General features: G+C 72.6%; 26 protein-coding genes. 10 read left to right on the top strand and 16 right to left on the bottom strand.

Going from position 1 to position 26,742, the window contains the following annotated elements; genetic code table 11:
- Positions 1-129: 129 nt before the first annotated feature.
- Positions 130-2,808 (bottom strand): LuxR C-terminal-related transcriptional regulator, encoded by a 2,679-nt coding sequence (locus tag OG562_RS38120; RefSeq protein WP_266406170.1) that lies wholly within the window; start codon positions 2,806-2,808, stop codon positions 130-132.
- 144 nt (positions 2,809-2,952) lie between these two features.
- On the opposite strand from OG562_RS38120, the gene OG562_RS38115 reads away from it, so the two are divergent.
- Complete coding sequence (locus tag OG562_RS38115) at positions 2,953-3,207, top strand: PqqD family peptide modification chaperone (protein ID WP_266406169.1); 255 nt, start codon at positions 2,953-2,955, stop codon at positions 3,205-3,207.
- 86 nt (positions 3,208-3,293) lie between these two features.
- Here the strand turns inward: OG562_RS38115 and OG562_RS38110 are convergent, their stop codons facing one another.
- The 4 genes from OG562_RS38110 to OG562_RS38095 form a co-directional block, all read right to left on the bottom strand.
- The gene (locus OG562_RS38110) at positions 3,294-4,148 is read right to left on the bottom strand and encodes an ABC transporter permease (protein ID WP_266406168.1); all 855 of its coding nucleotides are present in this window, start codon (positions 4,146-4,148) and stop codon (positions 3,294-3,296) included.
- Entirely contained in the window at positions 4,145-5,125 is a 981-nt protein-coding gene (locus tag OG562_RS38105) for an ATP-binding cassette domain-containing protein (protein ID WP_266406167.1), read from the bottom strand. Before OG562_RS38105 ends, OG562_RS38110 begins: the two co-directional genes overlap by 4 nt.
- Before the next feature lie 160 nt (positions 5,126-5,285).
- On the bottom strand, positions 5,286-5,861 hold the full coding sequence (locus OG562_RS38100; RefSeq protein ID WP_266406166.1) for a PadR family transcriptional regulator: 576 nt from the start codon (positions 5,859-5,861) through the stop codon (positions 5,286-5,288).
- A gap of 216 nt (positions 5,862-6,077) precedes the next feature.
- Positions 6,078-6,509: an ester cyclase gene (locus tag OG562_RS38095; protein WP_266406165.1), complete on the bottom strand. Its 432-nt coding sequence runs from the start codon at positions 6,507-6,509 to the stop codon at positions 6,078-6,080.
- 201 nt (positions 6,510-6,710) lie between these two features.
- Between OG562_RS38095 and OG562_RS38090 the strand changes: the two genes are divergently transcribed.
- On the top strand, positions 6,711-7,556 hold the full coding sequence (locus tag OG562_RS38090; protein WP_266406164.1) for an NAD(P)H-binding protein: 846 nt from the start codon (positions 6,711-6,713) through the stop codon (positions 7,554-7,556).
- 14 nt (positions 7,557-7,570) lie between these two features.
- The gene (locus OG562_RS38085) at positions 7,571-8,302 is read left to right on the top strand and encodes a class I SAM-dependent methyltransferase (RefSeq protein ID WP_266406163.1); all 732 of its coding nucleotides are present in this window, start codon (positions 7,571-7,573) and stop codon (positions 8,300-8,302) included.
- Between the two features lie 164 nt (positions 8,303-8,466).
- Here OG562_RS38085 and OG562_RS38080 read toward each other — a convergent pair whose 3' ends face one another.
- The 4 genes from OG562_RS38080 to OG562_RS38065 form a co-directional block, all read right to left on the bottom strand.
- On the bottom strand, positions 8,467-10,077 hold the full coding sequence (locus OG562_RS38080) for an FAD-binding oxidoreductase (RefSeq protein ID WP_266406162.1): 1,611 nt from the start codon (positions 10,075-10,077) through the stop codon (positions 8,467-8,469).
- 65 nt (positions 10,078-10,142) lie between these two features.
- Entirely contained in the window at positions 10,143-10,580 is a 438-nt protein-coding gene (locus tag OG562_RS38075) for a nitroreductase family deazaflavin-dependent oxidoreductase (RefSeq protein WP_266406161.1), read from the bottom strand.
- An 86-nt stretch (positions 10,581-10,666) separates the two neighbouring features.
- A complete protein-coding gene (locus OG562_RS38070) occupies positions 10,667-11,509 on the bottom strand; it encodes an AfsR/SARP family transcriptional regulator (protein ID WP_266406160.1) in 843 nt (280 codons plus the stop codon).
- Between the two features lie 36 nt (positions 11,510-11,545).
- The gene (locus OG562_RS38065; protein ID WP_266406159.1) at positions 11,546-11,980 is read right to left on the bottom strand and encodes an ester cyclase; all 435 of its coding nucleotides are present in this window, start codon (positions 11,978-11,980) and stop codon (positions 11,546-11,548) included.
- A gap of 253 nt (positions 11,981-12,233) precedes the next feature.
- Between OG562_RS38065 and OG562_RS38060 the strand changes: the two genes are divergently transcribed.
- The gene (locus OG562_RS38060; protein ID WP_266406158.1) at positions 12,234-13,094 is read left to right on the top strand and encodes a class I SAM-dependent methyltransferase; all 861 of its coding nucleotides are present in this window, start codon (positions 12,234-12,236) and stop codon (positions 13,092-13,094) included.
- Between the two features lie 89 nt (positions 13,095-13,183).
- Here the strand turns inward: OG562_RS38060 and OG562_RS38055 are convergent, their stop codons facing one another.
- From OG562_RS38055 to OG562_RS38030, 6 genes are read right to left on the bottom strand one after another with little or no spacing between them, the layout of a single operon-like run.
- A complete protein-coding gene (locus OG562_RS38055) occupies positions 13,184-14,182 on the bottom strand; it encodes an acyltransferase domain-containing protein (RefSeq protein WP_266406157.1) in 999 nt (332 codons plus the stop codon).
- Positions 14,179-15,312, bottom strand: coding sequence for a ketoacyl-ACP synthase III family protein (locus OG562_RS38050; protein WP_266406156.1), 1,134 nt, complete (start codon positions 15,310-15,312; stop codon positions 14,179-14,181). The genes OG562_RS38055 and OG562_RS38050 overlap by 4 nt, the downstream gene beginning before the upstream one ends.
- Entirely contained in the window at positions 15,309-15,587 is a 279-nt protein-coding gene (locus OG562_RS38045; protein ID WP_266406155.1) for an acyl carrier protein, read from the bottom strand. Before OG562_RS38045 ends, OG562_RS38050 begins: the two co-directional genes overlap by 4 nt.
- A gap of 48 nt (positions 15,588-15,635) precedes the next feature.
- Positions 15,636-16,859 (bottom strand): ketosynthase chain-length factor, encoded by a 1,224-nt coding sequence (locus OG562_RS38040; RefSeq protein ID WP_266406154.1) that lies wholly within the window; start codon positions 16,857-16,859, stop codon positions 15,636-15,638.
- Positions 16,856-18,187, bottom strand: a complete 1,332-nt coding sequence (locus OG562_RS38035; protein ID WP_266406153.1) for a beta-ketoacyl synthase — start codon at positions 18,185-18,187, stop codon at positions 16,856-16,858. Before OG562_RS38035 ends, OG562_RS38040 begins: the two co-directional genes overlap by 4 nt.
- On the bottom strand, positions 18,184-18,537 hold the full coding sequence (locus tag OG562_RS38030; RefSeq protein WP_266406152.1) for an antibiotic biosynthesis monooxygenase: 354 nt from the start codon (positions 18,535-18,537) through the stop codon (positions 18,184-18,186). The genes OG562_RS38035 and OG562_RS38030 overlap by 4 nt, the downstream gene beginning before the upstream one ends.
- Before the next feature lie 212 nt (positions 18,538-18,749).
- On the opposite strand from OG562_RS38030, the gene OG562_RS38025 reads away from it, so the two are divergent.
- From OG562_RS38025 to OG562_RS37995, 6 genes are read left to right on the top strand one after another with little or no spacing between them, the layout of a single operon-like run.
- Positions 18,750-19,535 (top strand): SDR family NAD(P)-dependent oxidoreductase, encoded by a 786-nt coding sequence (locus OG562_RS38025; protein WP_266406151.1) that lies wholly within the window; start codon positions 18,750-18,752, stop codon positions 19,533-19,535.
- A 48-nt stretch (positions 19,536-19,583) separates the two neighbouring features.
- Entirely contained in the window at positions 19,584-20,936 is a 1,353-nt protein-coding gene (locus tag OG562_RS38020; RefSeq protein ID WP_323187599.1) for an SRPBCC family protein, read from the top strand.
- Positions 20,937-20,984: 48 nt separating this feature from the next.
- Positions 20,985-22,334 carry an activator-dependent family glycosyltransferase gene (locus OG562_RS38010; RefSeq protein ID WP_266406150.1) on the top strand — a complete coding sequence of 450 codons (1,350 nt, stop codon included), beginning with the start codon at positions 20,985-20,987 and terminating at the stop codon, positions 22,332-22,334.
- The gene (locus OG562_RS38005) at positions 22,335-22,952 is read left to right on the top strand and encodes a dTDP-4-dehydrorhamnose 3,5-epimerase family protein (RefSeq protein ID WP_323187598.1); all 618 of its coding nucleotides are present in this window, start codon (positions 22,335-22,337) and stop codon (positions 22,950-22,952) included.
- Positions 22,940-24,022 carry an NAD(P)-dependent oxidoreductase gene (locus OG562_RS38000; protein WP_266406149.1) on the top strand — a complete coding sequence of 361 codons (1,083 nt, stop codon included), beginning with the start codon at positions 22,940-22,942 and terminating at the stop codon, positions 24,020-24,022. Before OG562_RS38005 ends, OG562_RS38000 begins: the two co-directional genes overlap by 13 nt.
- 48 nt (positions 24,023-24,070) lie before the next feature.
- Positions 24,071-25,441, top strand: a complete 1,371-nt coding sequence (locus OG562_RS37995) for an NDP-hexose 2,3-dehydratase family protein (protein ID WP_266406148.1) — start codon at positions 24,071-24,073, stop codon at positions 25,439-25,441.
- A 96-nt stretch (positions 25,442-25,537) separates the two neighbouring features.
- Here OG562_RS37995 and OG562_RS37990 read toward each other — a convergent pair whose 3' ends face one another.
- Positions 25,538-26,647, bottom strand: coding sequence for a DegT/DnrJ/EryC1/StrS aminotransferase family protein (locus tag OG562_RS37990; protein WP_266406147.1), 1,110 nt, complete (start codon positions 26,645-26,647; stop codon positions 25,538-25,540).
- Between the last annotated feature and the right edge of the window lie 95 nt (positions 26,648-26,742).

Here is a 26,742-nt window from a genome sequence, read left to right as displayed (position 1 = left end):
TGATCCAATTCCGCACCGGGCAGCCGTGTTTCCTCTCCGCCACCACAGGTCGAGCCTGTTTCCTTGCCTTGCGACGAGTCGTCCGCGGGCAGCCTGCCCACTGCCCTGCGGCCGCCGGGAGGTCGGTGCTCAACGCCGGGGGTCGGGATGTGCGCCGGGTGCGGACGCCCCGAGGGTCAGGGCCAGTTCGCGTCGGGTGGTGATGCCGAGTTTGGCGTAGGCGCGGTGGAGGTGGTTGTCGACGGTGCGCACGGACAGCGTCAGGGCTCGGGCGATGTCCTTGCTGGCGTTGCCGACGGCGGCGAGCAGGGCGATCTCGCGTTCGCGGGCCGTGAGCGCGGCGGTGGCCTGGGCGGAGGTCAGCAGCGGGGTGCGGGCTCCTTCGCAGCGGGCCAGGGCCACGGCGGCCCGGTGGGCGGCCGCCGAGGCGCGGCGGGGACGGTGGGTTCGGCGCCAGGCGGCCGCGGCGGCGGTGGCCGCCTCCGCGGTGAGCACGTCCGCTCCGACGGCCTGGCAGCCGTCGGCGGCCTCGAGGAGCTGGTCGGGGTCGTCGGCGGCCAGCGCCGCCGCCAGCCGGGCCCGGGCCGGGGCGAGCGCTCCGTCGCATCGCCGCGCGAGCTCGGCCAGCCGGCCGCTGACCTCCTGCGCTCCGCCGAGGCGGGCGACGTCGGTGAGCAGCAGCGCCTCGCCGGTGACGTGCCCGGTCCGGCGGGCGGCGGCCGCGGCGGCGGTGAGCACGGACCGGGCCTGGCCCAGACGTCCGCGGGCGGCCAGCAGCCATGCCTCGCCCAGGCGTTCCTCCCCGGCGGACAGCAGGCCGGGCGCCAGCGGCGGAAGGGTGCGGTGCTCGGCGAGCGTCGTCTCGGCCGCCGCCAGGTCTCCGAGGACGGCCGCGCAGGCGGCGAGGCCGCCGAGGACCAGGCGCAGGGCCTTGGCGTGGTCGATGGTGCGGGCCAGGGCGGCGGCCTCGGCCCACCAGCGGCGGGCGGTGGCGGGGTGGCCGGCCAGCCACTCCACGCGGCCGAGGAGGACCGCCAGCCAGACCCGCACCACGGAGTCGGCGGCGACCAGTTCGGCGTAGGAGCGCCGGCCCTCCCGGCGGGCCTCGGCCGGGCGGCCGGCCTCGTCGAGCGCGAGGACGAGCGGCATGCGCTGGACGGCGGGATGGGAGACCAGGGCGTGTTCGTCGACGCGCCGGTGGGCGGTGTGGGCGCGCTCGGCCCAGGCCGCGGCCTCGCCGGTTCGGCCCACCAGTGCCAGCCCGAAGGGCTTCATCCAGGCGCCTCGTAGCCAGACGTTGACGTCGGGGGCGTCGCCGACCTCGGTCTCCAGGTCCGCCAGCAGGGCCAGCCCCTGGGCCGGCAGGCCGGCGGCGATCCGCAGGAACCCTTCGTTGATCCTGAGCTTGCGGCGGTCGGCCGGTCTGGTGACGCGCTCCAGCACGGCGTCGTTGACCGCGAGCGCCTCGGTGAAGGGGACGTTGCTCCACAGCAGACTCGCCGTGCGGAGCAGGGCGACCGCCAGTTCGTCCTGCTCGCCGACGGCCTGGGCCTGGGTGTGCGCGAGGACCGCCTCGGCCTGGTCCCAGCGGCCTCGTTCGAAGAAGGCGCTGCCGAGCATCAACCCGGTGGCGGTGGTGTGGCGCTTTTCGGGCAGGGCCTGCAGAAGGGCGATGGTCTGGGGGTAGTCGTGGGCGTAGCGGGCCAGCACGGCGGCCTGGGTGAGGAGGGCGGGGTCGGCGGTGCCGGTGGCGGCCAGCCGCCAGGTGGCGATGCGCAACAGGTCGCCGCGGCGCCGGGCCCCGCGGGCCTCGACGCGTGCCGCCTGGTCCAGCAGCAGGGCTCGGCGGCGCAGGACGGGCAGACCGGCCCGCAGCACCTCGCCGTACAGGGGGTGGGTCAGGGAGACGGTGGTGCGCCGCCGGTCCTGGGCGACGCGGATCAGTCCCGCCTGTTCCAGGGCTGCCGTCACCCGGGGCGGGGCGAGGGCTTCGGCGTCGGCCAGGGGCAGCGGCTCGCACAGCGCCAGCAGTTCCAGGACGGGGCGTCCGGCCGAGGCTGCGGTGGCCAGCCGGGCGCCGATCACCTCGGTGAGCCGGGCGGTGCCCGGCAGCCGGCCCTCGCGCAAGTGCCAGATCTCCCCGTCCTCGGTGAGATCCCCTGCGGTCAGGGCGCCGAGAACCAGTTCGCGCAGGTACAGCACGTTGCCGCCGCTGGCCGCGGTCAGCTCGTGCAGGGTGCGCCGGGCGACCGGGCCGCCGAGCGCGGCCTGCAGCAGCGCCTCGATCCGCTCCGGGCCCAGTACGGCCAGGCCGACCCGGTACACCGGGTCCCCGCTCTGCAGCGCCGCGACGGCCTTCCCGTACGGCTCGCCGGTGCGGACGGTGCCGATCAGCAGGATGACGCCGGTGTCCATCAGCTGGCGCAGCAGCATCGCCGAGGCCGAGTCCAGGAGATGCACGTCGTCGACGAGCAGCGCCCACCGCCGTCCGCCCGGCCCGGCGGCCAGTCTCTCGGCGACCGCGGCGAACCCGGCCACCGGGTCGGACAGGTCCACCCCCGCGGGCAGCAGATGCGCGATCGCCCCCAGCGGCACCGCCCCCGCAGCGGCGCTCGCCGTGGCCCGCCCCACCCGGAAACCCGCGGCCGCGGCTCGGCCCAGGCACTCCTCGGCCAGCCGGGACTTGCCCACCCCGGCCGTACCGCTGACCAGGAACCCCCGGCAGTCCCGGTCCGCCAGCGCCGCGGCGAAGGCGTCCAGTTCCGGCCCGCGTCCCACCAACGGCCAACGCCCCAGCCAACCCCGCATCCCGGCTCCCCCCGTCAGGACAAGACACGCGGGCGCCCCGACGGACGCCCCGGGCGGCACTCCGCCCCCTCAGCACGATGCGCGAGGGTCCCTGCCTGATACAGCGGGCAGGCCCCGGCCGCGCAAGACGGCTTCCGGGGCGCGATGCGGATCGTCGACTCCCTGCGGCTGGAGGAGGATCCGGACGGCGGAGCCCACGTCGTCGACGGCGACACGTTCCCGGCGGCCCACGTCAACAAGGCCGCCCGCATCATCCTGGAAGCCCTGCGCCGGCCGCGCACGGAGCAGGAACTGGCGGCGATCCTCGCGGAGGCGGCCCACTGCGAGGTCGCGGAGGCGGCCGCTCCGGTCGCCGCGCTGTCGGACGATCTCAGAGGATATGGCTGGATCACTTCGTGAAGGGGAGCCACGGCGGCTCGGGGCCGGCCGACGGGGGTGGCAACCGATCCCGGCCGCCGTGGCTCGTCATGGGGGGGGCCAAGCGGCTAGCCGCGGCTCTTGGCGCGGTACAGGTACATGGTCAGCGGAGCGAAGATCGCGGTGATGACTCCGCAGGCCAGCAGGACCCAGCCGATGTCGGCGCCGCTCGCGTTGCCGTGGACCAGTCCACGTACGGCGGTGGCGGCGTCACTGACCGGGTTGACGTCGACGAGCGCTTCCATCCAGCCGGGCATCGTGTCGGGCTCCACGAAGATGTTGCTGGTGAAGACCAGCGGGAACATGACCAGCATGCTGGTGCCGGACACCGTCTCGGGCGCCTTGGCCACCACGCCGAGGGCGGCGAAGATCCAGCTGACGCTCACCGCGAAGACCAGCAGCAGGAGCATCGCGGCCAGCACCCCGCCCACTCCGCCGTCGGGGCGGAAGCCCAGCGCGAGGCCGACGCTCATCGTGGTGACGAGGGCCAGCACATAGCGGACGACGTCGCCGAGGAGGTTGCCCACGATGGTGGCGGGCTGCCAGAAGGGAAGGGTGCGGAAGCGGTCGTAGATGCCTCGGGTGATGTCCATGTTGAGCGAGGTGCCGGTGTAGACGGTCGGCATGACGACGGTCTGGACGAGGACGCCGGGGAGGAAGTACTGGAGGTACTCCTTCGTCGATCCGGCGAACGCGCCGCCGAACAGATAGGTGAAGGTCAGCAGGAAGATGATCGGCATCAGCGTGACGTCGAAGACCACGGCCACGCCGTAGTGCTTCATCTTCCGCATCGTCCGCCAGGCCGAGACCCGTACGGCGGTCAGCGGGTTGGGGCGGGAGGGGCGGATCTGGCTGGTGAGGGCCTTGCGTAGGGCGTCGTCGGGCACGCCCGGGGCGGCGGCCGTCTCGGATGTGAGCGTCATGCCGCGTCCTCCTGGGTGTCGGCGCCGTCTTCCGCGGGGTGCCCGGTCAGGGCGAGGAAGACCTCGTCGAGGCTGGGCCGGCCGTACGTGAAGTCGGCGACGGCGATCTCCGAGCGGGAGAGTTCGGTCAGGGCGCGGGCGACCCGCTCGGTGTCGTCGGTCCGTACGGAGAGCGCGAACGGATCGGACTCCTGGAAGACCGGCGACGCGAGGGTCCGGGTCAGCACCTGGGAGGCCTCGGGGCGGCTCTCGGCCTTCACCAGCCGTACGTGCAGGGCTCCCGTGCCGACCGACGACTTCAGCTCGCCCGTGGTGCCCTCGGCGATGACCCGGCCGTGGTCGATGACGGCGATCCGGTCGGCCAACTGGTCGGCCTCGTCCAGATACTGGGTGGTGAGCAGGATCGTGGTGCCCAGGGCCACCATGGCCCGCACGCTGTCCCACACCTGGCCGCGGCTGCGCGGGTCGAGTCCGGTGGTCGGCTCGTCCAGGAAGAGCAGGTCCGGGGTGATGACGAGGCTGGCGGCGATGTCGAGCCGGCGGCGCATGCCCCCGGAGAAGGTCTTGGCCTGCCGGCCGGCCGCCTTGGTCAGGTCGAAGGCCGCCAGCAGCTCCTCGGAGCGCTCCGCGGCCTGCGCCCGGGAGAAGCCCAGCAGCCGGGCGAGCAGGGTCAGGTTCTCGGTGGCGGTGAGGTCCTCGTCGATGGAGGCGAACTGGCCGGTGAGACTGACCCGGCTGCGGACCGCCGCGGCCTCCTTGACCACGTCGTGGCCGAGCACCCTGGCGGTGCCGGCGTCAGGGGTCAGCAGGGTGGCCAGCATCCGGATCGTCGTCGTCTTGCCTGCGCCGTTGGGTCCCAGCACGCCGTAGACGACGCCCTGCGGGATGGCCAGGTCCACGCCGTCGACGGCGCGGGTCTCTCCGAAGGTCTTCACGAGGCCCGACGCCTCGATGGCAAGGGTTGATTGCGAACTCAATCTGTGACTCCTCGGCCCTGATTCGCTCAGTAATCAAATTTGACCACTGCATCCAAGCTAGAGCACGAGCAGTCAGCTATGCAAGTTTGATTAGTGGGGGCCGTTCCAGTGAGAGCTCAGCGGGAGCCGCGCGGGAGGTCAGCGGGAGAAGAGTGGGAGCTCAGCGGGGCATGCCGACCGCGCGTCCGCGTTCGCCCGCCATCTCGTACTCCCCGGAACTCACCCGTTCCAGCAGGTCACCGGCCCACTCGACGTTGAGGTCGGCGTACCGCCTGCGCATCGTCCACAGTTCGGCCAGATGCGGCGGCAGCCCTCCGGACCGGGCCGCCTCGGCCTCCTTGCGCACCACGGCGCGCTGTGTCTCCAGGACGCTCAGCCGCGTCGAGAGCGCGCGGACGGCTCGGTCGCGGGTGAGCGCGGGCATCAGCGCGAGGCCGGCGCTGAGCATGTCGGCGCGGTGCTCGGGCCGCTCCAGGGCGTCGACGAGCAGCCGGAAGAACTCCTTCTCCCCGGCCGGGGTCACGCGGTAGTCCACCCGCCCGGGCCAGTCAGCGATCTCGCTGGCCGCCAGCAGGCCGTCCTTCGCCATCTGCCGCAGGGCGTGATAGATCGAGCCGGGCTTGACGTTGGCCCAGTCGTCGATCCCCCAGGACAGCAGCTCGGCGCGCACCCGGTAGCCGTGCGTGCTGCCGAATCCGCGCACCACCCCGAGGACCAGCAACCGCGTCGCCGACATCGTCACCCCGTTCCGTCCGGTTCCGTCCGGGTGCGGCCTTCCGTCCGCCTGCCGCCTGCCCGTCGCCCGTCCGGACGTCAGCATAGTGAGCCGCGCGGGACGCGGCGGGGAGCGCCCGAACGCGGGGCGAGCGGCCCGGGGGCGCGGTGCGCGGCAGCCGCACCCCCGGGGTCGCGCCGACCGACCGGCGGGCGGGCCGAGTGCCCTGACGGGCAGTCAGGCGCTCGCCTCCTGCTCGACCTTCGGGATGTCGGGCAGCTTGCCGAGCCGGACCAGGAGGGGGCGCATGTTGATGACGTCCCAGTGCTCGACCACCTTGCCGTCCGCGAAGCGCAGTTCCTCCACCAGGTGCCAGCTGACGCGCTGTCCGGTGGGGGCCACGCCCATGAACTCGCCCTGGTGGGTGGCGGTCACGGTGATCCTGAGGGTGACCAGGTCCTCCTCGGCCATGATGCTCTTCACCTCGAGCTGGAGATCCGGGAACGCCTTCAGCCCGCCCTCCATGAGCTTGACCATGTCGGCGGAACTCACCTCGTTGTCCTCGGAGTAGTGCACGATGTCCGGCGACCAGTGCTTGATGATCCCGCTGAGGTCCCAACGGTTCCAGGCGGCGACCATCTCCAGACACAGCGCCTTGCGCTCGGCCATTGACACGGCGACTCCTCGCAGTCGTACGGACGATGTCACGCCAGCCTGCCCTCGCGTCGCACGGGACGGCTCCAGGATCGGTCCATTCCGTCTGGAGCGGCGCGCGGGCCGGGATCCCTGGGCCCGGATCCAGTGGCGCTCACGGGTTCCTCTAGCCCGGCGCGGCACCCTGGGCCCGAACTCACCTGCCGAGGAGGGGCCTTGAACATCCTGCTGACCGGCGCCACGGGCCAAGTCGGCCGCCATGTGACCCGGAGCCTGGCGGCTTCGGGGCATCGCGTGCGGGCGCTCACCCGCTCCCCCGGGGCCGCGACGACGCCGGCCGGCGTCGAGGTCGTCCAGGGCGACCTGGAGCGACCCGACACGCTGTCCGCCGCGCTGGAGGACATCGAGCGGATGTACCTCTTCCCGGTCCCCGAGACCGCTCACGAGGTCGCCGCGCTGGCCCGGAAGGCAGGGGTGCGGCACATCGTCGTCCTGTCGTCGAGCTCGGTGCTCGGCGAGGACGAGAACAACCACAGCGCCCGGCACCACCGCGCGGTCGAACGGGCCGTCGAGGACAGCGGGGTGGAGTGGACCTTCGTGCGCCCCGACGAGTTCGCCGGCAACGTGCTGTGGAAGTGGGGGCCCTCCATCCGTGCGGAGAACGTGGTGCGCGCGCCGTACGGCCGCGCCGCCCGCGCGCTCGTCCACGAGGCCGACGTCGCCGCGGTGGCGGCGGCCGCGCTGCTGGGGGACGGCCATGCGGGCGCGCGGTACGAGGTGACCGGGCCCGAGGCCCTCACCCAGATCGAGCAGGTCCGCGTGCTGGCGGAGGCGACGGGCCGGGAGATCCGCTTCGAGGAGCTGAGCCGCGAGGAAGGGCGCGCGGCGCTGAGCGGCGCGATGCCGCCCCCGGTCGTCGAGATGGTGCTCGACTACCTCGCGGAGTCGGCCGTCGTCCCCGGCCCGGTGACCACCGTGGTGCGGGACGTCACCGGCCGCGAGCCGCGCACCTTCGCCCAGTGGGCCGCCGACCACGTCGACGGTTTCAGCACTCCCAGCTGAAGGAGGGGACCCGCATGTACGGACCCGGGATGGCCGAGCTCTACGACCTGCTGCACGAGGCGCGCGGAAAGGACTACCGGGCGGAGGCGGCCACGGTCGCCGGGCTCGTCCGGGCCCGCAGTCCGCGGGCGGCCACGCTGTTGGACGTCGCGTGCGGCACCGGCGCGCATCTGCGGCACTTCGCCGAACTCTTCGACAAGGTCGAGGGGCTGGAGCTGTCCGAGGCCATGATGGCGCGGGCCCGCGCCGCGGCGCCCGGCGCGGTCCTGCACGGCGGCGACATGCGCGACCTCGCGCTCGGCCGCTCCTACGACGCGATCACCTGCATGTTCGGTTCGATCGCCTATCTCGAGGACACCGCTGAACTGGCGTCCACGCTGCGGTCGTTCGCGGAGCATCTCGCGCCGGGCGGGGTCGTGGCGGTCGATCCCTGGTGGTTCCTGGAGACGTCCCTGGAGCATCACGTGTCCGGGGACACGGTCACCGTGGGCAGGAGGACGATGACCCGCGTCTCGTACTCGGAGCGCGAGGGGCGCACCTCGCACATGGTCGTGCACTACGTGGTCGCCGAACCCGGAAGCGGCGTGCAGCACTTCGCGGAACGGCACACGCTCACCCTCTTCACCCGGGCCGAGTACGAGGAGGCTTTCACGCGGGCGGGACTGGACGTCGTCTACGTCGGCGGGATCCAGTCGGGCCGGGGGCTGTTCCTCGCGGACCGGGGCGGGCGGGCCGCACGGGGCTGAGTCTCCGCTATCGGTCTTCGTTCTCGGTCTTCGTTCTCGGTCTCCGCTCTCGGTCTTCGTTCCGAATGTTCGTTCTGACTCTCCGTTCCGAACTTCCTTACGGCGAAGGGGCGGTGGGCGCTGGATGCGGCCACCGCCCCTTCCGCGGTCGTCCTCGGTCCGCGTCAGTCGGGCAGCCGCACGGACAGGGCGTGCCGGAAGACGTTCCCGGGGTCCCAGCGGACCTTGACCCTCTGCAGGCGCGGGTAGTTGCCCTTGTAGTAGAGGGTGTGCCAGGGGACTCCGGAGGTGTTCCACTCCGGGTCGGCCAGGTCGATGTCGGGGTAGTTGATGAACGTGCCCTCGGTGCGGTCGCCGGGGACCGGAACGCCGCCGGTCGCGGCGAAGACCTCGCGGTAGATCCCCCGGATCCACGCAAGGTTGGCGTCGTCCTGGGCGGGGTCCATCCAGGTCGCGGACATCCACACCTTGATGATGGAGTCGCGCTGGGCGGTGGCGGTGGCCGTCTCCGGGACGGAGTTGACCTTGGCGCCGTAGGAGTAGAGCGAGACCTCTCCCCAGACCCCGGCGTCGGCGCTGAGCCGGCGGTAGAGGACGGCGGCCTGGGCGTCGGTCCACGGCTTGCGCAGATACGCGCCCTTCGACTTGGTCCGGTCGAAGCCGCCGGTGTCGAACTTGTTGGCCAGGGTGGCGCGCAGCCAGGGTTCCGCGCTCCGCTGGACGCCCGGCTCGACGCCGACGCCCTCGTTGATCGCGGCCACGAAGTCGGTCAACAGCCCCTCGGCGCCGGGCAGTCCGCCGTCGATCTGGACGTCCAGCAGGATCTGTCCGGCGGCCCGGCTGTTGAGGTAGAAGACGCTGTGCAGGCTGGCGTACGGGGTGTCGGCGACGCTGTTGCGCTGGTGCCAGGCGCCGTGGTTGGCAAGGATGCGGGTGAACGCCTGCTCCGTGAGGGCGGTCCAGTCCCAGGTCACGAGGTGTCTGAGGGTGGACTCGGGGGCCTTGGGCAGCAGTGCGGAGGGGTCGTTGCCGACCGCCCCGGGCGTGCGGAACCAGTACCGGGTGACGATCCCGAAGTTGCCGCCGCCGCCCCCGGTGTGGGCCCACCACAGCTCACGGTGGGGGTCGGAGGCGGCACTGGTGGCGACGACCTTGCGGGCCCGGCCGGAGGCGTCCACGACGACGACCTCCACGGCGTACAGATGATCGGCCACCACGCCGTCGCGGCGGGACAGCGGGCCGTAGCCGCCGCCCAGGACATGGCCGCCGACGCCCACCTGGGGGCAGACGCCGGCCGGGATGGTCACGCCCCAGTCGAGATACAGGGTGCGGTAGGTCTCGCCGAGGGTCGCGCCGGGTTCCACGGCGAACGCCCGTCGCTTGGCGTCGTAGCCGACGTGTCTCATCTCGGACATGTCGATGACGGCCCGGACGGCGGGGTCGTCCACGAAGCCCTCGAAGCAGTGGCCGCCGCTGCGCACGGCGATCCGCTGCCCCGCGGCCAGGGCCCGGTTCACCGCGTCGACGACCTGGTCCGCGGTGTGGACGACGTACACCGCGTCGGGCCGGCCGCGGAACCGGCCGTTGAAGCCCCTGCTGACCAGGTCCTGGTAGCGCCGGTCCGCCCGGTCGACCTGGACCAGCCCGGTGCTCGGGCCGCACGCGCCGCCTTCCGCCGCCTCCGCCGCTTGCGGCACGGCCGCCGTGGTCACCACGGCGGCCCCGCCGACCGCCGCCGCGCTGCCGAGGAATCCGCGGCGCGTGAACTCGTTCAACACAAACACCTTCCCTTACGTGTGCTGCGTGCCATGAAAGGTCCCCGGAAATTCGACCGGTGACGTCACTTCTCAACGGGCTCCAGAATCACCACGGGAATTTCCCGGGTGGTTTTCTTCTGATAGGTCTTGTACTGGGGGAAGAGGCCCGTCATCAGCTTCCAGAGTTCCGGCTTCTCCTCGGCGGTCGCCGTGCGGGCCAGTACGTCCAGATGTTCCTCGCCGATCTGGACGTGGGCCTCGGGCGAGGCGACCAGATTGAGATACCAGAGCGGATGCTCGGGCTTTCCGCCGTTCGAGCCGACCACGATGACGTGGTCGCCGTCCCGGCCGTAGATCACCGCCGTGCGGCGGAGCACGCCCGACTTCCGGCCGCGGGTGGTCAGGAGCAGGGTGTCGAGCCCGTACCACTTCTGCCCCTCCTTGCCGCCGCTGCGGTCGTAGCGGCGGATGTGGGCCGCGACCCAGCCCGTCGGGTTGTCGACCGGCGTCTCGTCCTCCATGACCCCTCCAAGCTAATCAAATTTGGCTAGTCGTCACCCTAGCCACGCGGGACCGAGCGACGCAATCAAGTTTGACTACTGGCGTGTCAGTACGAGCGCCCGCCGCCGAAGACGGTGGCCGGCGCGGCGGCCGGGGGCCGGTTCAGGGCGAAGCGGAGGTCGAAGTCGGTGTCCGCGTTCAGCACCGCCCGGTGCAGCCGCTGCACCTGCGCTCCCGGCTCCAGGCCGAGGCCCGCGACCAGCGCGCCCCGCAGCCGGTGGAAGACCTGAAGGGCCTGGGCCCGGCGTCCGCTGAGGTGCAGGGCCCACATGTACTGGCCGTGCAGCCCCTCGTGCAGCGGGTTCTCCACCGTGAGGGCCGCCAGTTCGGCCAGCACCTCGCGATACATGCCCAGCCGAAGTTCCACGTCGACCAGGTGCTCGAAGGCGGCGAGCCGGGACTCCTCCAGCTGCCGGCGCCTGCTCTCCAGCACCCGCCCGGCCGGCACGTCCACCAGTGCGGGGCCGCGCCACAGCAGCAGCGCCTCGTTGAGGTCCCGCACTCCGGCCGCGTCGTCGCCGCGCGCCAGGGCCTCGCGGCCGGAGGCGACCAGCCGCTGGTAGCGGTGGACGTCGAGCACTCCCGCCTCCGCGGTCAGCAGATAGCCGCCCGACCTGGTGACCAGGATGTCGCGGGCCACCTCGACGGCGGTCAGTCCGGTGACCGCGGAGAACATCTTGCGCAGGTTCAGAATGTAGGTCTGAAGCGTGGTCAGGCCGCTGACCGGCGGATCGTCGTCCCACAGATCCCGCACCAGCGACGGCACGGGCACCACCTGCCCCGCGTGGACCAGCAGCATCGCCAGCACGTTGCGCAGTTTCGGAGCGCTCGGGGCGGTCGTCTCCCCGTTCACTCGCACATGCAGCGGTCCCAGAACACCGAACTCCATCGTTCCCCCTCGTCTGCCACCGGCTGTCTCCCACCGTCACGGACGGCGGTGCTCCGCTTCCGGCCACGGCTCGCCGAGCTGCCGGTAGGTGCCCTGGTAGTCGGGCCAGTCGCGGTGGTGGTGGATCTTTCCGTCGACGAAGTGGAGCAGGTGGATCTGCTCGCCGGAGAACAGTCGCCCGGTGGGCGCCATGCCGACCAGCTCGCCGACGTGGCGGCCGTAGAGCACCAGCCGGGCCCGCACCCAGTCGCCCCGCTCCTCGATGCCCACCTCCTCCAGCCGTGCGTCCTGCGAGAACGTCCTCTTGACCCACGCGACATTGATCGCGAAGAGTTCGGGTCCCCGCAGCGAGGTGAATTCCAACGTCCCCGGATTCATGTATTCCGGATGTATGTAGTCGGCCACGTCGTCTGTTTTCCCGGTGTTGTACGCCTCCACGAGGCGCCGCACGCTCGCAATCTGCTCGCTCACATTTTCTCCGTCCAAGAGATCCGGTACACAGGTCCGGTTCATAGATCCGATTCATAGGTCCGGTTCAGAGATCCGGTACGTGCAGAAATCAATTCTTAGGAGACGACACCGTCTCGGACAAGGGCTGACAGCGCCCGCGCGGATTTCTTTGCGTTTTATCCAGTCGCGGTCCAGCGGCGCTCCAAGACCCCTCCATCCGGGCCCGAGACGGGGCGGGAAAAGTGGGGAGTCCACCGAGAGAGCGGGAGAGTCAGTGGACACGTCCACCTACAAATCCGAAGTGGCGGCCGCCTTCAACAGCGCCGCGGCGTCCTACGACCGGCTCGGCGTGGAATTCTTCACCCCCATGGGCCGGCGCCTGGTGGAACGCGCGGCGCCCGCCGAAGGCGCGCGGGTCCTCGACGTGGGCTGCGGCCGGGGCGCCTGTGTCTTCCCGGCGGCCGAGCGCGTCGGGCCGGACGGCCGGGTCGTGGGCATCGACGTGGCTCCGGCGATGATCGAGGAGGCCGCGAAGGAGGCGGCGCTGCGCGACGCCGGCAATGTCGAGCTGCGGGTGATGGACGGGGAGCACCCCGACTTCCCGCCGCGCTCCTTCGACGTGGTCGTCGGCAGCTACAGCGTCATCTTCCTGCCCGACGCCCCGGCGGCGCTGGCCCGTTACGCGCCGCTGCTCTCCCCCGGCGGCAGACTCGCCTTCACCAGCCCGGTGTTCAGCGACGACACGTTCCCGTTCCTGCCCCCGGTGTTCACCGAGCTCATCCCGCGTGAGCTGCTGCTCGATCTGCCGCCGCAGTGGCAGCCCGAGCGGCTCCAGCAGCGGTTCAACAGCTGGCTCGCGGACCCGGACGACCTCGCCCGCGCACTGGAGGGGGCCGGCTTCCAGAAGGTGACGGTCGTCGACGAACCCGTCCGCCTGGTGGCCGAGTCGGGGCTTGCGTGGGTGGACTGGTCCCACACCCAGGGGATGCGTCTGCTCTGGAACCACCTGTCGGCCGACAAGCGGCTCGAGCTGCGGGAGCGGCTGATCACCTCGCTCGACGCGATGCGGGACGGGGACGGCCCGCTCACCATCGACACCCCCGTGCGCTACGTCACCGCGACCGTGGGCGACTGACGGCGACCGAAGACGCCCCGCCCCTGCGCCGGATCGGACAGGGGCGGGGCGTCTCTTTCCGTACGGTCAACCGGTCCGATTCCGTACGGTCAGCCGGTCCGAGCCCGATGTCCGGCTTCGGCGATCCCTGCCGCCGCGGCGGCCACCGCGGCCCGGTCCGCCTCCGCGGAACCCGGCCGGGCCGGGAGCAGCGACACCACCGCGCTGCTGCCCCGGCGCACAGCCGGATGGCGGCGGGCCAGCTGGGACAGCCCCTGTCCCGGCCCGACCTCGACCAGCAGATGGTCGCCGGTCGCCAGCAGCCCTTCCAGCGCGGGCCAGAACAGCACCGGCGCCACCGGCTGCCGCGCCCAGAAGGCCGGGTCGTCGATGTCGGCCCGGGTCAACGGGGCGGCGGTGTAAGCGGAGTGGACCGGCACGGTCGGCGGACGCTTCTCCACGGCGGCGAAGAGCTCGGCCGCGCCCCGGCAGGCGGGTTCGAGCACCGGGCTGTGGAAGGCGCTCAGGGACGGCACCCGGCGGCAGACGAACCCGGCCTCGCGCAGGGTGCGGTCGATCTTCTCCAGCGGTCCGTCGGGTCCGGCCAGCACGGTCTGACGTGGGGCGTTGACCGCGCCCACCACGACGTCTCCGCTCAGATACGGCGTCACCTCGGCCGTGGACGCGGCCACCGCGAGCATGCCGCCCGGCGGAGCCGCCGCGAGCCGCCGTACCCGGTCGAGCACCAGGCCGGTGACGTCGCGCGGGCGGAACACCCCGGCCAGTGCCGCCGAGGCCAGCTCGCCGATGCTGTGGCCCAGGAGGGCCGCCGGGCGCACGCCCCAGCTCAGCACCAGCCGTCCCAGGGCGTGGTCCACCGCGAAGAGCAGCGGCTGCGAGCGGGTGACGTGGTCGATGTCGGTGACGGGCCGTTCGGCCAGCCAGTCCTCGCGCAGCGGGCCGCCCTCGGGACCGGCCGCGTCGAAGAACTCGTCCATCGCCGCGGTGAACACCGGCTCGTGCCCGTAGAGGCCCGCGGCCATCCGCCGGTGCTGGGAGCCCTGGCCGGGCAGCAACAGGGCGACCGGCAGGGCCTGTTCGGCGGTCATGCGCGTTCTCCCAAGCTTGCGGGCTCTCCCGTGCGTGCGGGCTCTCCCGTACGCGCGCTGTCCCCCGTACGCGCGCTGTCCCCCGTACGCATCGTCGCCGCCCAGTGGGGCCGTTCCAGTATTTCGACGACCGCGCAGGAGTAGGTGAATCCGGCGCCCACGCTCATCCACAGAACCATGTCCCCCGCGCCGAGGCTCCCGGACGTGACCAGGTGGTCGAATCCGGCGATCTGGTCGCCGGCGCCGAGGTGGCCGATGCCGCGGCTCCACTCCCAGGTGGTGCGGTCCTCCGGGATCCCGAAGCGGGTGAGGTGCCCCGCCCGCAACCGCTTGCGGCCCAGGTGGGGCAGGACGAAGCGGTCGATGTCGGCGAGCTGGACGCCGGCCTCGGCGAGGGCCCGCTCGACCGCGGCGTCCTGCGCCGCCGCGCTCGCGGCGATCACCCGGGTCACCCGGTGGGCGGCCAGGAAGTCCTTCTTGCAGGCCTCCAGGTCGACCACCGGGCGGTGGCTGAACGGGGCGCTCCCGAAGGGGTCGTCACCGCGGTGCATCCCCTCCAGCTCCGGGGCGGAGACGGTGGCGAGGCCACGGATCCGGGCGAAGCCCTCGTGCGAGGAGAGCACCAGGGCGGTGCCGCCGTCCCCGTAGAAGGTGCCCGGATCGCTGCGCCAGCGGTCGAACCCGGGCGGGCGGAAGGCGTCGCCGGTCGTCACCAGGACCCGTCGGCCCGCGTCGGCGGACCGCGCTCCCGCGCGCAGGTGGTCGGCGGCGAGTTCGAGCGCGGCCATGCCGCCGTTGGAGACCTGGCCGACCTCGATCGCGGGGCACTGGTTGCCGACCGCGGTGCGCTGGACGTAGGAGGCGGGGGCCCACAGGTCGTGTCCCTGGTAGAAGAAGCTGGCGTGCAGGATCAGCGACACGTCGTCGCGGCCGGAGCGCGCGAGGGCGGTCCGGGCGGCGCGGGCCGCCATCTCGGGGGCCGGCTCGTCCTGCGCCACGGCCACCGACAGCATGCCGGTGGTCGCGGCCAGGGCCTCGTCGCACCGTCCGCTCGCGACGGCGTCCGCGACCGGTGTGGAGGGCGGCAGCCAGACGCCGCACCCCTCGATGAGGAGGTCCGCCTCGGTCATCCGGCGGCCTCCACCGTGGGCGTGTGCCGGGCGAGTTCGACGTTGACGGCGTCGACGAACGCGGCGGGCGTCTGCGCCTCCCCGAGCGCGCCCTCGGGGAACTCGACGCCGAAGTGGCGCTCCACCCGGCTGATCGCCTCCATCAGCGCCAGCGAGTCGTAGCCGAGCGTGGCGAACTCCGACTCCGCGGCGGCGTCGGACAGTTCGACGCTCTCCTCCTCGCCCGCGCACTCGCGCAGGAGCTGGAGCAGGTCTTCTACGGTGAAAGCGGACATGACGTCTCCAAGGGACAGCCGGGTGGATGAGTGACGGTGGTGACGGACTCAGGCCGCCGACGGACCGCGTACGACCATGGCGCTGTTGAATCCGCCGCGGCCGCGCGCCAGGACCAGCGCGGCGCCCGCCTCGACGGGCCGCGGGGAGCCGGTCACGAGGTCGAGGTCGCAGTCCGGCCCCGGTCCCTCGACATGGACCGTCGGCGGGACGACTCCGTCGCGCAGGGCGAACAGGGCCGTGACGAGGTCGAGCGGTCCGGCGCCCGCGTAGAGGCGGCCGGTCATCGTCTTGGGGACCGTGACCGGCACGCCCCGGGGGCCGAAGACCGCGGTCAGCGCCTGTGCTTCGGCGCGGTCGAGTTCCGGTTCGCCGGCGCCGTCGGCGAGGACGAAGGCGATGTCCCGCGGGCCCAGTCCGGCGTCGGCGAGCGCGCCGCGGATCGCCCGGTCCAGGTTGGCGGGGCGGCCCGAGCCGGGGCGGGGGTCGAAGGTGGCGGCGTACCCGCTGATCTCCCCGTGGCTGCGCGCCCCGCGCGCCCGGGCCCGGTCCGCGTCCTCGAGGGTGAGGATCGCCCCGCCCTCGCCCGGCACATGGCCGTCGGCGGCCGGGTCGAAGGGCAGATAGGCGCGGGCGGGGTCCTCGCTCTCGCTGAGGATTCCGGCGGAGATCTGCGCCGCGAGCCCGTACGGACACAGCGAGGCGTCCATGCCGCCGGTGAGCATGACCGGGGTGCCCTGGCGGATCCGGCGTCTGGCCTGGGCGACCGCGTCGAGACCGCCCGCCTGGTCGGTGACGAGGACTCCGGTGGGTCCGCGCAGGTCGTGCCGGATGGAGATCTGGCCGGAGTTGACGGCGTAGAACCAGGCGAAGGACATGTACGCGCTGACGTGCCGGCGGCCCTTGCCCCAGAGCTGGCCCAGTTCGCGCTGGCCGAACTCGAAGCCGCCGGAGGCGCTGGCGGTGACCACCCCGCGCTCGTCGGCGGGCAGGCTGCTCGCGGACAGGCCGGCGTCCGCGAGCGCCCAGTCGGAGCCCGCCAGGGCGAACTGGGTGGTGCGGTCGGTCTGCGGGACGAGCCGGCTGGGGATGTGGTCGGGCACCGAGAATCCGGTGACCTCGCCGGCCAGCCGGGAGGGGTAGGAGGTGGGATCGAAGCGGGTGAGCGGGCCGATGCCGGACTCGCCGCGCAGGGTCGCCGCCCAGAACTCCCGCGCCCCGATCCCGTTGGGCGCGAGCACGCCGACTCCGGTGACCACGGCCGTGGCGGTCATCCGCGCCTCCCCGCACCGGTGGCCTCGGCGGCGGTGAGCACCATCGCGCTCTGGAAGCCGCCGAAGCCGCTGCCCACCGTCAGCACCGTGTCGACGCGTTGGTCGCGCGCGGTCAACGGCACGTAGTCGAGGTCGAGTTCGGGGTCGGGTTCGTACAGTCCCGCCGTGGGGGGCACCACGCCGTGCCGGATCACCAGGGCGGACGCGGCGGCCTCGATGGAGCCGACGGCGCCCAGCGAGTGGCCGATGACCGCCTTGATGGAGCTGACCGGGACCCGGTGGGCGTGCTCGCCCAGGCTGTGTTTGAGGGCGGCCGTCTCGTGGATGTCGTTCTGCCGGGTGGCCGTGCCGTGGGCGTTGACGTAGCCGACGGCGTCGCGCTCGATGCGGGCGTCGTCGAGCGCGCCGGTGATGGCGGCGGACATCTCCAGGCCGTCGGGGCGCAGTCCGGTCATGTGGTGGGCGTTGGCGCGGGCGGCGAAGCCCGCGATCTCGGCGTAGATCTGCGCCCCGCGCCGCAGGGCGGACTCCCGCTCCTCCAGGACGAGTACGGCCGCGCCCTCGCCGAGCACGAAGCCGCTGCGGGTCCGGTCGAAGGGACGGGAGGCGTGGTCCGGGGTGTCGTTGCGCGGCGAGGTCGCCTTGATGGCGTCGAAGCAGGCCACGGTGATGGGCGCGATGGGGGCGTCGCTGCCCCCGGCGATCATGATGTCGGCGCTGCCTTCGCGGATGAGCTCGACGGCGTGGCCCAGGGAGTCGAGGCCGGAGGTGCAGCCCGCCGAGACGAGCGCGCAGGGGCCTTCGGCGCCGGCTTCCCAGGCCACCTCCGCGGCCATCGAGCTGGGCACGAAGTAGTCGTAGAGGTACGGGGTGCCCGCGGCGTGGTCGACCAGCCACCGCTGACCGCCGTCGCTGCGGGCGACGTACTCCTCCTCCAGCTTCTGGGTGCAGCCCACCGCGGAGCCGAGGCTGACGCCCGTGCGGTGCGCGTTGCCCTCGTCGATCTCGATCCCGCTGTCGGCCAGCGCCTCGCGCGCGGCGACCAGGGCGAACTGGGCGGCCCGGTCCAGCCGTACGGTGTCGCGGGCGGACAGGCCCGCGCGGGCGCCGTCGAAGTCGCACTCGGCGGCCATCCGGGAGCGGAACGGCGTGGGGTCGAAGGCGGTGATGGTCCTGGTCGCCGAGACGCCGGAGACGATGCGCTCCCAGAACGCCTTGGCGCCGATGCCGCCCGGGGCGATCACGCCGAGTCCGGTGATCACCACCCGACGGGCCGTCCGAGGAGCCGTCCTACCGGCGGTCGCGCCGTCCGTCCGACGGGCCGTCATGTCGCGTCCCGTCGCGGGGCCGCAGCGGCCGCGCGGTGCAGCCGGGCCGCATACAGTTCGGGCCGGCTCTCGGCGAGGGCGCGCAGGGCGCCGGCGTGCGGCGCGAAGTCGGTGTGCGAGACGGCGGCGCGGAACGCGGCGAGATCCCGCCACTCGGCGACGTTGACGTACTCGCCGGGGCGTTCCGCGTGCTGGGAGAGGGTGTGCCGGACGAAGCCGGGCTGGCGCGCCATGAACTCCGACGTCCGCGCGAACTCCTTCTCGAACACCTCGGGTTCGGCGTGCACGGTGAAGGTGTTCACGAAGGTGACGGTGCCGGCCCCCTCGGCGTCTGGCTCGTGATCCGTCATCTATGGCCTCCTCGTCGGCCGGTCCGTCATGACCCGGCGGTCGCTTGACACCGTGCGTTCGTTCGTGTCGTACCAAGCTGCGTGACGGGTCTCGCAGGCGGGTGGAAGTCCGCTGGAGCCCGGGCCGGGCCGGGGATCGAGCACATTTCGAGCGGCCGCTGACACCCTCGCAGTCGTCCGACAGCCACCGCAGGGACCGCTGAGGAGCCGTCATGCCGACAGCAGCACAACCCGTCGCCCTCGTCACCGGCGCCACCAGCGGGATCGGTCTCGCCGTGGCCCGCAGCCTGGCCGAGGGCGGTGCACGGGTCTTCCTGTGCGCCCGTGACGGCGACCAGGTCGCCCTCACCGTGAAGGCGTTGCGCGAGGCCAGCCTCGACGTCGACGGCGCCGTGTGCGACGTACGCGACACCGGGCAGGTGGGCGCGTTCGTCCGGGCGGCCGTCGAGCGGTTCGGGCCGGTCGGCGCGCTGGTGAACAACGCCGGCCGCAGCGGCGGCGGGCACACCGCGCAGATCGCCGACGAGCTGTGGCTCGACGTGATGGAGACCAACCTCAACAGCGTCTTCCGGATGACCCGCGAGGTGCTGACGACCGGAGGAATGCTGGAGCGGGGCGCCGGGCGGATCGTGAACATCGCCTCGACGGGCGGCAAGCAGGGCGTGGCCCTGGGGGCGCCCTACTCGGCGTCGAAGCACGGCGTGGTCGGCTTCACCAAGGCCCTGGGCCTGGAGCTGGCGAAGACCGGCATCACCGTCAACGCCGTCTGCCCCGGCTATGTCGAGACGCCGATGGCCGAGCGGGTGCGCCAGGGGTACGCCGGCGCCTGGGACATCACCGAGGACGAGGTGCTCCAGCGGTTCGAGGCGAAGATCCCCCTCGGCCGCTACTCCACGCCCGAGGAGGTCGCCGGGCTCGTCGGCTATCTGCTCTCCCCGACGGCCGCGTCGATCACCGCGCAGGCGATGAACGTCTGCGGCGGGCTCGGCAACTACTGACAGCGGGGCCCGGCCGTGCGCGGCCGTGGGCAGACAGAAGGGATCAGCATGGCGCACGAGGTGCACACGACCGAGCACACGATCACGGTGGCCGCCGCCCCGCAGACCGTCTTCGGCCTGGTGGAGCGGGCTCAGGACTGGCCCCACGTCTTTCCGCCGAGCCTGCACGTGGAGTATCTGGAGCGCTCCGGCGACGAGGAGCGGCTGCGCATCTGGGCGACCGCCAACGGCGAGGTCAAGTCCTGGACCTCGCGGCGCGTCCTGGACCGCGCGGGGCTGCGGATCCGGTTCCGCCAGGAGGTCTCGCAGGACCCGGTCGCCGCGATGGGCGGGGAGTGGATCGTCGAGGGGCTGCCGGACGGCGGCAGCCGGGTGCGTCTGCTGCACGACTTCCGCGCCGTGGGCGACCTCGAGGAGAACGTCGCCTGGATCCTGGAGGCGATCGAGCGCAACAGCGGGGCCGAGCTGGCCGCGCTGGAGACGGCCGCGGTGCGCGCCGGGAGCGACGAGGGGCCGTACGCCTTCGAGGACTCGGTGCGGATCGACGCCCCGGCCCAGGAGGTGCGGGACTTCCTGCACGACGCGGGGCGCTGGCACGAGCGGCTGCCGCACGTCGCCCGGGTGCTGCTGAAGGAGGACACGCCCGACGTACAGCACCTGGAGATGGACACCCGCGCGCCCGACGGTTCGACGCACACCACGGCCTCGGTGCGGATCTGCCTGCCCGACGGGCGGATCGCGTACAAACAGTCGCAGACCCCGGCCCTGATGTCCGTGCACACCGGGGAGTGGACGGTGCGGGAGACCCCGTCCGGCTGTGTGGCCGTCTCCCGGCACACCGTCGTCGTCAACGCCTCGGCCGTCGCCAAGGTCCTCGGCGCCTCCGCGACCACGGCCGACGCCCGCGCCTTCATCCGGGACGCGCTGGGCGGCAACAGCACGATCACCATGCGGCACGCCAAGGCGTACGCGGAGCAGCGGGCCCGGACCGAGCCGGTGGCGCCGGCCGCGTACGCCTCGCTCCAGCAGTTCTACGCCCGGCAGATGCGGCTCCTCGACGAGGGCGAGGGGCAGGCCTGGGCGGACACCTTCACCGAGGACGGGGTCTTCGACCAGAGCACGTTCACCGAGCCGGTGCGCGGCCGGGCGGCGATCGCGGCGGCGGTCCGCGACCGGCCCGGGCCGCCGCCCGGCACGGTCCGCCGGCACTGGCTGGGGCTGCCGGCCGCCTGGCGGTTCCCGGACGGTTCGGTGCGCAGCGGCTACGACGCCCTGGTCGTCACGACCGCCGCGGGCGGCGCGCCCGGGATCCGGCTGAGCACGTCGTGCCAGGACGTCCTCGTCGCCGACGGGGACGGCTGGCTGGTGCGCCACCGGTACGTCGGCCACGACGGGCAGTGAGCCCCGTCGGCCCCGCCGAATGACACGCACTCGCGAAAAGGGAGATCGATGAAGGTCCTGTTCACCACGTTCGCCGCGAAGTCCCATATGCATGCCCAGGTCCCGCTGGCCTGGGCGCTCCAGACCGCCGGCCACGAGGTCCGGATCGCCAGCCAGCCGGACCTGGCGGAGGACATCACCCGTACCGGACTGACCGCCGTCTGCGTCGGCGAGCCGCTGGAGCTCGAGGCGCAGATGCAGCGGGTCAACGAGGGCCTGGGCGACGACGCCGAGATCATGGAGAGCCAGGCGGAAGCCGGGATGGACATGACGGAGACCCGTCCCGAGATGCTGACCTGGGACCATGTCCTGGGCGTGTTCACCTCGATGACCGCGATGGCCTTCCAGAACTCCTGCCCGGAACGCATGATCGACGACCTGGTCGCGTTCAGCCGTGAGTGGCAGCCCGACCTGGTCGTCTGGGACACGCTGTCCTTCGCGGGACCGGTGGCCGCGAAGGTCACCGGCGCCGCCCACGCCCGGCTGCTGTTCGGGCTCGACCTGCTGGGGCGGATGCGCGAGACCTTCCTCGACCTCCAGTCCGAGCGGCTGCCGGAGCTGCGCGACGATCCGCTGCGCGAGTGGCTGACCTGGACGCTCGGCCGCTACGGCGCGGAGTTCGACGAGGAGGTCGCGGTCGGCCAGTGGACGATCGACCCGGTGCCGCCGTCGATGCGGTTCCCGGTGAAGCAGCCGTTCGTCCCGCTGCGGTACATCCCCTACAACGGGCAGGCCGTCGTCCCGGACTGGCTGCACGAGCCGCCCAAGAGGCCCCGGGTCTGTCTGACGCTGGGGGTGGCGCACCGGGAGGTGCTGGACGGCGACCGCGCCTCGATCGGCGAACTCGTCGAGGCGCTGGCCGAGTTGGACGTCGAGGTGGTCGCGACGCTCAACGCCAAGCAGCTGTCGGGGCTTTCCCGGCTGCCGGACAATGTGCGGGCCGTCGACTTCGTCCCGCTCAACGCGCTGCTGCCGACCTGCTCGGCGGTCATCCACCACGGCGGCTCCGGCACCTTCCAGACCGCGCTGGCCCACGGCGTCCCCCAGCTGATCGTGCCCGACATGGTCTGGGACACCATCCACAAGGCGAAGCAGCTGGAGCGGTTCGGGGCGGGGCTGTATCTGCACGACGTCGACCACTACACCGCACAGGACCTGCGCGAGCACCTGCTGCGGCTGCTTCGGGAGCCGTCGTTCGCCGAGAACTGCGCGCGCATCCGGCGGGAGATGGTGGGCACGCCCAGCCCCAACGACATCGTCCCGCTGCTGGAGAAGCTCACCGCGGAACACCGCGAACGCGCGGACCGCGGCGCCAAGGACGCAGGAGGCGCCCCGGGCGCCGGCCGAGGGGAGCAGTAGATGGACACCGACGTGCAGTTCCGCGAACTCGCCGTCTCCGGCGCGTTCGTCTTCACCCCGCCCGTCTTCGAGGACGACCGCGGCCTGTTCACCTCGCCGTTCCAGGAGCCGGCGTTCGTGGCGGCCCTGGGCCGTCCGCTGTTCCCCGTCGCGCAGTCCAACCACAGCAGGTCGCGGCGCGGCACCGTGCGGGGCGTCCACTACACGCTCACCCCGCCGGGCGTGGCCAAGTACGTGTACTGCGCCCGGGGCAGCGCCATCGACATCGTGGTGGACATCCGCGTCGGCTCGCCCACCTTCGGCCGCTGGGACTCCTCCGTGCTCGACCCGGGGACCTTCCGCTCCATGTACTTCCCGGTCGGCGTGGGGCACGCCTTCGTCGCGCTGGAGGACGACACGGTGATGTCGTACATGCTCTCCGGCAGCTACGAGGCGCAGCACGAGCTGGCCCTCTCCGCCCTCGACCCCGCGCTCGCGCTGCCGATCCCCGAGGATCTGCAGCCCCTGCTGTCCGCACGGGATCTGGCGGCGCCCCGGCTGGCCCAGGTGCAGGCGGAGGGCGGGCTGCCGGAGTACGACAAGTGCCGCCGGATCGAGGCCGCACTGTGGCGGCCCTGAGCGGGGACGGCGGGGGGCCGCGGGGCTCGGGGACCCGGACCTCGCAGACCCCGACCTCGCAGACCCGGGCCGCGGGAGCCCGGACCTCGGCAGCGCTGCCCTCGGGGACCCCGGTCGCGGTGCTCGGGGCGAGCGGCTGTGTCGGCCGCTGTGTGTGCGACGCGCTCCTGCGCGAGGGACACCAGGTCGTCGCGGTCGCCCGGCGCGGCGGTCCGGCGACGCAGGACCGTGCCGCCACGCCCGGCGCGCCCGCCACGCCTGTCACGCCCGCCACGCCTGTCACCGCTTTCGCGGCTCTGGACGTGGCGGCGGTCCCGCCCGCCGAGCTCGCCCGGCTGTTCACCCGGCACGGGGTGCGCGCGGTGGTCAACGCGACGGGCGGCTGGGGCACGACCGAGGAGGAGATGCGGTACTCCCACATCACCCTGGTCGACCGGCTGCTGCACGCCCTCACGCTGATGGACGACCCGGCGCGCCTGGTCCACCTGGGCTCCATCCACGAGTACGGGCCGGTGCCCGAGCCCCTGTCCATCGGCGAGGACCGCGTGCCCCGGCCGACCACGATGTACGCCAGGACCAAGCTGGCCGGCTCCCAGCTGGTGCTCGACGGCGCCCGCTCCGGCCGGGTGAACGGGCTGGTGCTGCGCCCGGTGAACGTGTGCGGGCCCCGCACCACCCGGGCCAGCTTCCTCGGCGCGGTCGTCGACCGGCTGCGCCGCGCCGACCCCACGGAGCCGGTGACGCTGCGCGTCGCGGACGCGCGCCGGGACTTCGTCGACGTCCGCGATCTGGCCGAGGCCGTGGTGCTCGCCGTGGCCTCGTCCGTCACCGGACAGGTCGTCAACATCGGCCGCGGGGAGGCCACCGCCATGCGGGAGCTGGTGGAGCTGCTGGCCGCCGCCGCGCAGCGGCCGCCCGGGACGCTGCGGATCGAGGACGGGCCGGTCGACAGCAAGGGCGGCGGCTGGACCCAGGCCGACATCAGGCGGGCCGGCGAACTGCTCGGCTGGAAGCCGCGGATCCCGCTGGCCGAGGCGATGCGGGCGACCTGGGCGGCGCCCGCCGACTGAGTCCCGTCCACCCGGCCGCGTACACCCCATCCATGACGAGGAGTTCCGATGGCCGATCTCGATCCCGACCTCGACATCACGGCCCGTCTCGCCAGGTCCGCCGCGGCCGTGGAGAGTCCGCTGACCGATCTCGCCGGATTCGACGACTGGTTCGCCGAGTACGGGCAGCAGGTCTACACGACCGCGGAACGGGTGCCGCTGGCAGCCCTCCACCAGTGGTACGAGACACCGGTGACCGGTGATCTGCGGCACCGCAGCGGCAAGTTCTTCACGGTCCACGGTCTGCGCGTGCACGATCCCGGCAACGCGGTGCCCTGGTGGGACCAGCCCATCATCGACCAGCCCGAGGTCGGCATCCTGGGCATCCTGGTGAAGGAGTTCGACGGGGTGCCGCACTGCCTGATGCAGGCCAAGGCGGAGCCGGGCAACCCCGGCGGGCTCCAGCTCTCCCCCACCGTGCAGGCGACGCGCAGCAACTACACCGGCGTGCACAAGGGCAAGCCCGTGCCGTATCTGGACTACTTCCGGGACACCTCCAGGCACCGGGTGATAGCCGACGTACGCCAGTCGGAGCAGGGCGCCTGGTTCCATCGCAAGCGCAACCGCAACATCGCCGTGGAGACGACCGAGGAGGTGGAGGTCCTCGAGGGCTTCCGCTGGTTCACCCTCGGGCAGCTGTATCTGCTGCTGGCCCGCGACGACATCGTCAACATGGACGCCAGGACCGTGCTGGCGTGTCTGCCGCACGCTTCCCGGGCGGAGGGCGCGCTCCACCGGACGACGGACGTGCTGAGCTGGCTGACCGGCGCCCGTTCGCTGGCGACCGTCTCCGTCGAGCGGATCGCCCTCAAGGCGCTGGACGAGTGGCGGCACACCGAGATGGGCTACTCGCACGAGAGCGGCGGCTTCTTCGACGTCATCGGGGTCTCCGTCACGGCCGCCGGGCGTGAGGTCGGCCGCTGGTGCCAGCCGATGATCGAGCCGCACGGCACGGGGGTCATCGCCTTTCTGACCCGGGAGATCGGCGGGGCGCCGCATGTGCTGATGCACGCCCGCACCGAGCCGGGCTACGCGGACGTCGTGGAACTGGCGCCGACCGTGCAGTGCGTGCCGGCGAGCTACGCCTGGCTGCCGCCCGCCGCGCGGCCGCGCCATCTCGACGAGGTGCTGGCCGCCGGGCCCGACCGGATCCGTTTCGAGGCGCTGCTCTCCGAGGAGGGGGGCCGCTTCTTCCACGCCCGCAACCGCTATCTGATCGTGGACAGCGACGTTCCCGAGGACCCCGGCCACCCCGACTACCGCTGGCTCTCCCTGGACCAGCTGACGCGGCTGCTGAGCCACAGTCACTACCTCAACGTGCAGGCCCGCAGCCTGGTGGCGTGTCTGCGCGGCCTGGAGGCGACGCGGTCCGTGCGCTGACCGGGACAAGGGGTGCGAGTACGGCGTCGTAGCGGACGCCTGAACGTGAGAAGCCCGGCGGGATCCCTCCGCCGGGCTTCTCCCGTGTGCCGGGGCTCAGAGGCCGTCCAGCACGTCGCGCACCGCGCCGATCACCTTGTCCTGGGTGTCCGGCGACAGCGCCGGATACATCGGCAGCGAGAAGATCTGGCCGGCCAGCTCCTCGGTGACGGGCAGCGAGCCCGGGCGCCAGCCGAGGTGGGCGAACCCGGACATGGTGTGCACCGGCCAGGGATAGCTGATGTTGAGCTCGATGTCGTACGTCTTGAGGGCCTTGATGATGTCGTCGCGCCTTGGGTGGCGCACCGTGTAGACGTAGTACACGTGCTCGTTGCCGGGCACGGTGTGCGGCAGTACCAGGTCGGTGTCGCCGAGCCCTTCCTCGTAGCGCCGGGCGACGGCCTGGCGGCCCGCCACATAGGCGTCGAGCCGGCGCAGCTTGCGCCGCAGGATCTCGGCCTGCACCTCGTCGAGCCGGGAGTTGTGGCCCGGGGTGCCGACGACGTAGTAGCGCTCTTCCATGCCGTAGTAGCGCAGTCGGCGCAGCGCGCGGTGGGCGTCGTCCCGGGAGGTCAGCACCGCGCCTCCGTCGCCGTACGCGCCGAGCACCTTCGTGGGGTAGAAGGAGAAGGCGGCGGCGTCGCCGGTGGTGCCGGCGAGCCGGCCGTCGCGGCGGGCGCCGTGGGCCTGGGCGCAGTCCTCGAGGAGGTACAGGCCGTGTTCGGCGGCGAGCCGCTGCAGCGGTGCCAGGTCGACGCACTGCCCGTAGAGGTGGACGGGGAGCAGACACCGGGTCCGGGGGGTGAGCGCGGAGGCCACCTGGCCGGTGTCCATGAGGTAGCTGTCGGGGTCGACGTCGACGAACACCGGAGTGGCGCCCACGGAGTCGATGGCGACCACGGTGGGGGCCGCGGTGTTGGACACGGTGACGACCTCGTCCCCGGGGCCCACGCCGAGCGCCTGGAGCGCCAGCTTGATCGCGTTGGTGCCGTTGTCGACGCCGACGCAGTGCTCCACACCGTGGTGGGCGGCGAACTCCCGCTCGAACCCGCGCACACTCTCGCCGAGGACGAGCTGACCCGAACGGAAGACCGTCTCCACGGCGTCCAGAATATCGTCGCGTTCGTTCTCGTATTCTTGCCGATAGTCCCATACGAGAGTCGTCATTAATTCGCTTCCCTCCCATTGCCGGTGCGATTGCCGATACCAGTGCCGGCGCCCTGCCGCAGGGTGTCACCATCCCCCCGCAGCACATCACATCA

It is taken from the genome of Streptomyces sp. NBC_01275, assembly GCF_026340655.1.
In the GTDB taxonomy this organism is placed as follows: domain Bacteria; phylum Actinomycetota; class Actinomycetes; order Streptomycetales; family Streptomycetaceae; genus Streptomyces.
The sequence above is the reverse complement of the archived record's forward strand: the minus strand, read 5'-3'. Positions and strand labels throughout refer to the sequence as shown.

What these genes read in the sequence shown, in the direction of transcription:
- OG562_RS38120 (WP_266406170.1), bottom strand. Translation starts at nt 2,808, where the DNA reads ATGCGGGGTTGGCTGGGGCGTTGGCCGTTGGTGGGACGCGGGCCGGAA.
- OG562_RS38115 (WP_266406169.1), top strand. Translation starts at nt 2,953, where the DNA reads ATGCGGATCGTCGACTCCCTGCGGCTGGAGGAGGATCCGGACGGCGGA.
- OG562_RS38110 (WP_266406168.1), bottom strand. Translation starts at nt 4,148, where the DNA reads ATGACGCTCACATCCGAGACGGCCGCCGCCCCGGGCGTGCCCGACGAC.
- OG562_RS38100 (WP_266406166.1), bottom strand. Translation starts at nt 5,861, where the DNA reads ATGTCGGCGACGCGGTTGCTGGTCCTCGGGGTGGTGCGCGGATTCGGC.
- OG562_RS38095 (WP_266406165.1), bottom strand. Translation starts at nt 6,509, where the DNA reads ATGGCCGAGCGCAAGGCGCTGTGTCTGGAGATGGTCGCCGCCTGGAAC.
- OG562_RS38085 (WP_266406163.1), top strand. Translation starts at nt 7,571, where the DNA reads ATGTACGGACCCGGGATGGCCGAGCTCTACGACCTGCTGCACGAGGCG.
- OG562_RS38075 (WP_266406161.1), bottom strand. Translation starts at nt 10,580, where the DNA reads ATGGAGGACGAGACGCCGGTCGACAACCCGACGGGCTGGGTCGCGGCC.
- OG562_RS38070 (WP_266406160.1), bottom strand. Translation starts at nt 11,509, where the DNA reads ATGGAGTTCGGTGTTCTGGGACCGCTGCATGTGCGAGTGAACGGGGAG.
- OG562_RS38055 (WP_266406157.1), bottom strand. Translation starts at nt 14,182, where the DNA reads ATGACCGCCGAACAGGCCCTGCCGGTCGCCCTGTTGCTGCCCGGCCAG.
- OG562_RS38050 (WP_266406156.1), bottom strand. Translation starts at nt 15,312, where the DNA reads ATGACCGAGGCGGACCTCCTCATCGAGGGGTGCGGCGTCTGGCTGCCG.
- OG562_RS38045 (WP_266406155.1), bottom strand. Translation starts at nt 15,587, where the DNA reads ATGTCCGCTTTCACCGTAGAAGACCTGCTCCAGCTCCTGCGCGAGTGC.
- OG562_RS38040 (WP_266406154.1), bottom strand. Translation starts at nt 16,859, where the DNA reads ATGACCGCCACGGCCGTGGTCACCGGAGTCGGCGTGCTCGCGCCCAAC.
- OG562_RS38035 (WP_266406153.1), bottom strand. Translation starts at nt 18,187, where the DNA reads ATGACGGCCCGTCGGACGGACGGCGCGACCGCCGGTAGGACGGCTCCT.
- OG562_RS38030 (WP_266406152.1), bottom strand. Translation starts at nt 18,537, where the DNA reads ATGACGGATCACGAGCCAGACGCCGAGGGGGCCGGCACCGTCACCTTC.
- OG562_RS38025 (WP_266406151.1), top strand. Translation starts at nt 18,750, where the DNA reads ATGCCGACAGCAGCACAACCCGTCGCCCTCGTCACCGGCGCCACCAGC.
- OG562_RS38020 (WP_323187599.1), top strand. Translation starts at nt 19,584, where the DNA reads ATGGCGCACGAGGTGCACACGACCGAGCACACGATCACGGTGGCCGCC.
- OG562_RS38010 (WP_266406150.1), top strand. Translation starts at nt 20,985, where the DNA reads ATGAAGGTCCTGTTCACCACGTTCGCCGCGAAGTCCCATATGCATGCC.
- OG562_RS38005 (WP_323187598.1), top strand. Translation starts at nt 22,335, where the DNA reads ATGGACACCGACGTGCAGTTCCGCGAACTCGCCGTCTCCGGCGCGTTC.
- OG562_RS37995 (WP_266406148.1), top strand. Translation starts at nt 24,071, where the DNA reads ATGGCCGATCTCGATCCCGACCTCGACATCACGGCCCGTCTCGCCAGG.
- OG562_RS37990 (WP_266406147.1), bottom strand. Translation starts at nt 26,647, where the DNA reads ATGACGACTCTCGTATGGGACTATCGGCAAGAATACGAGAACGAACGC.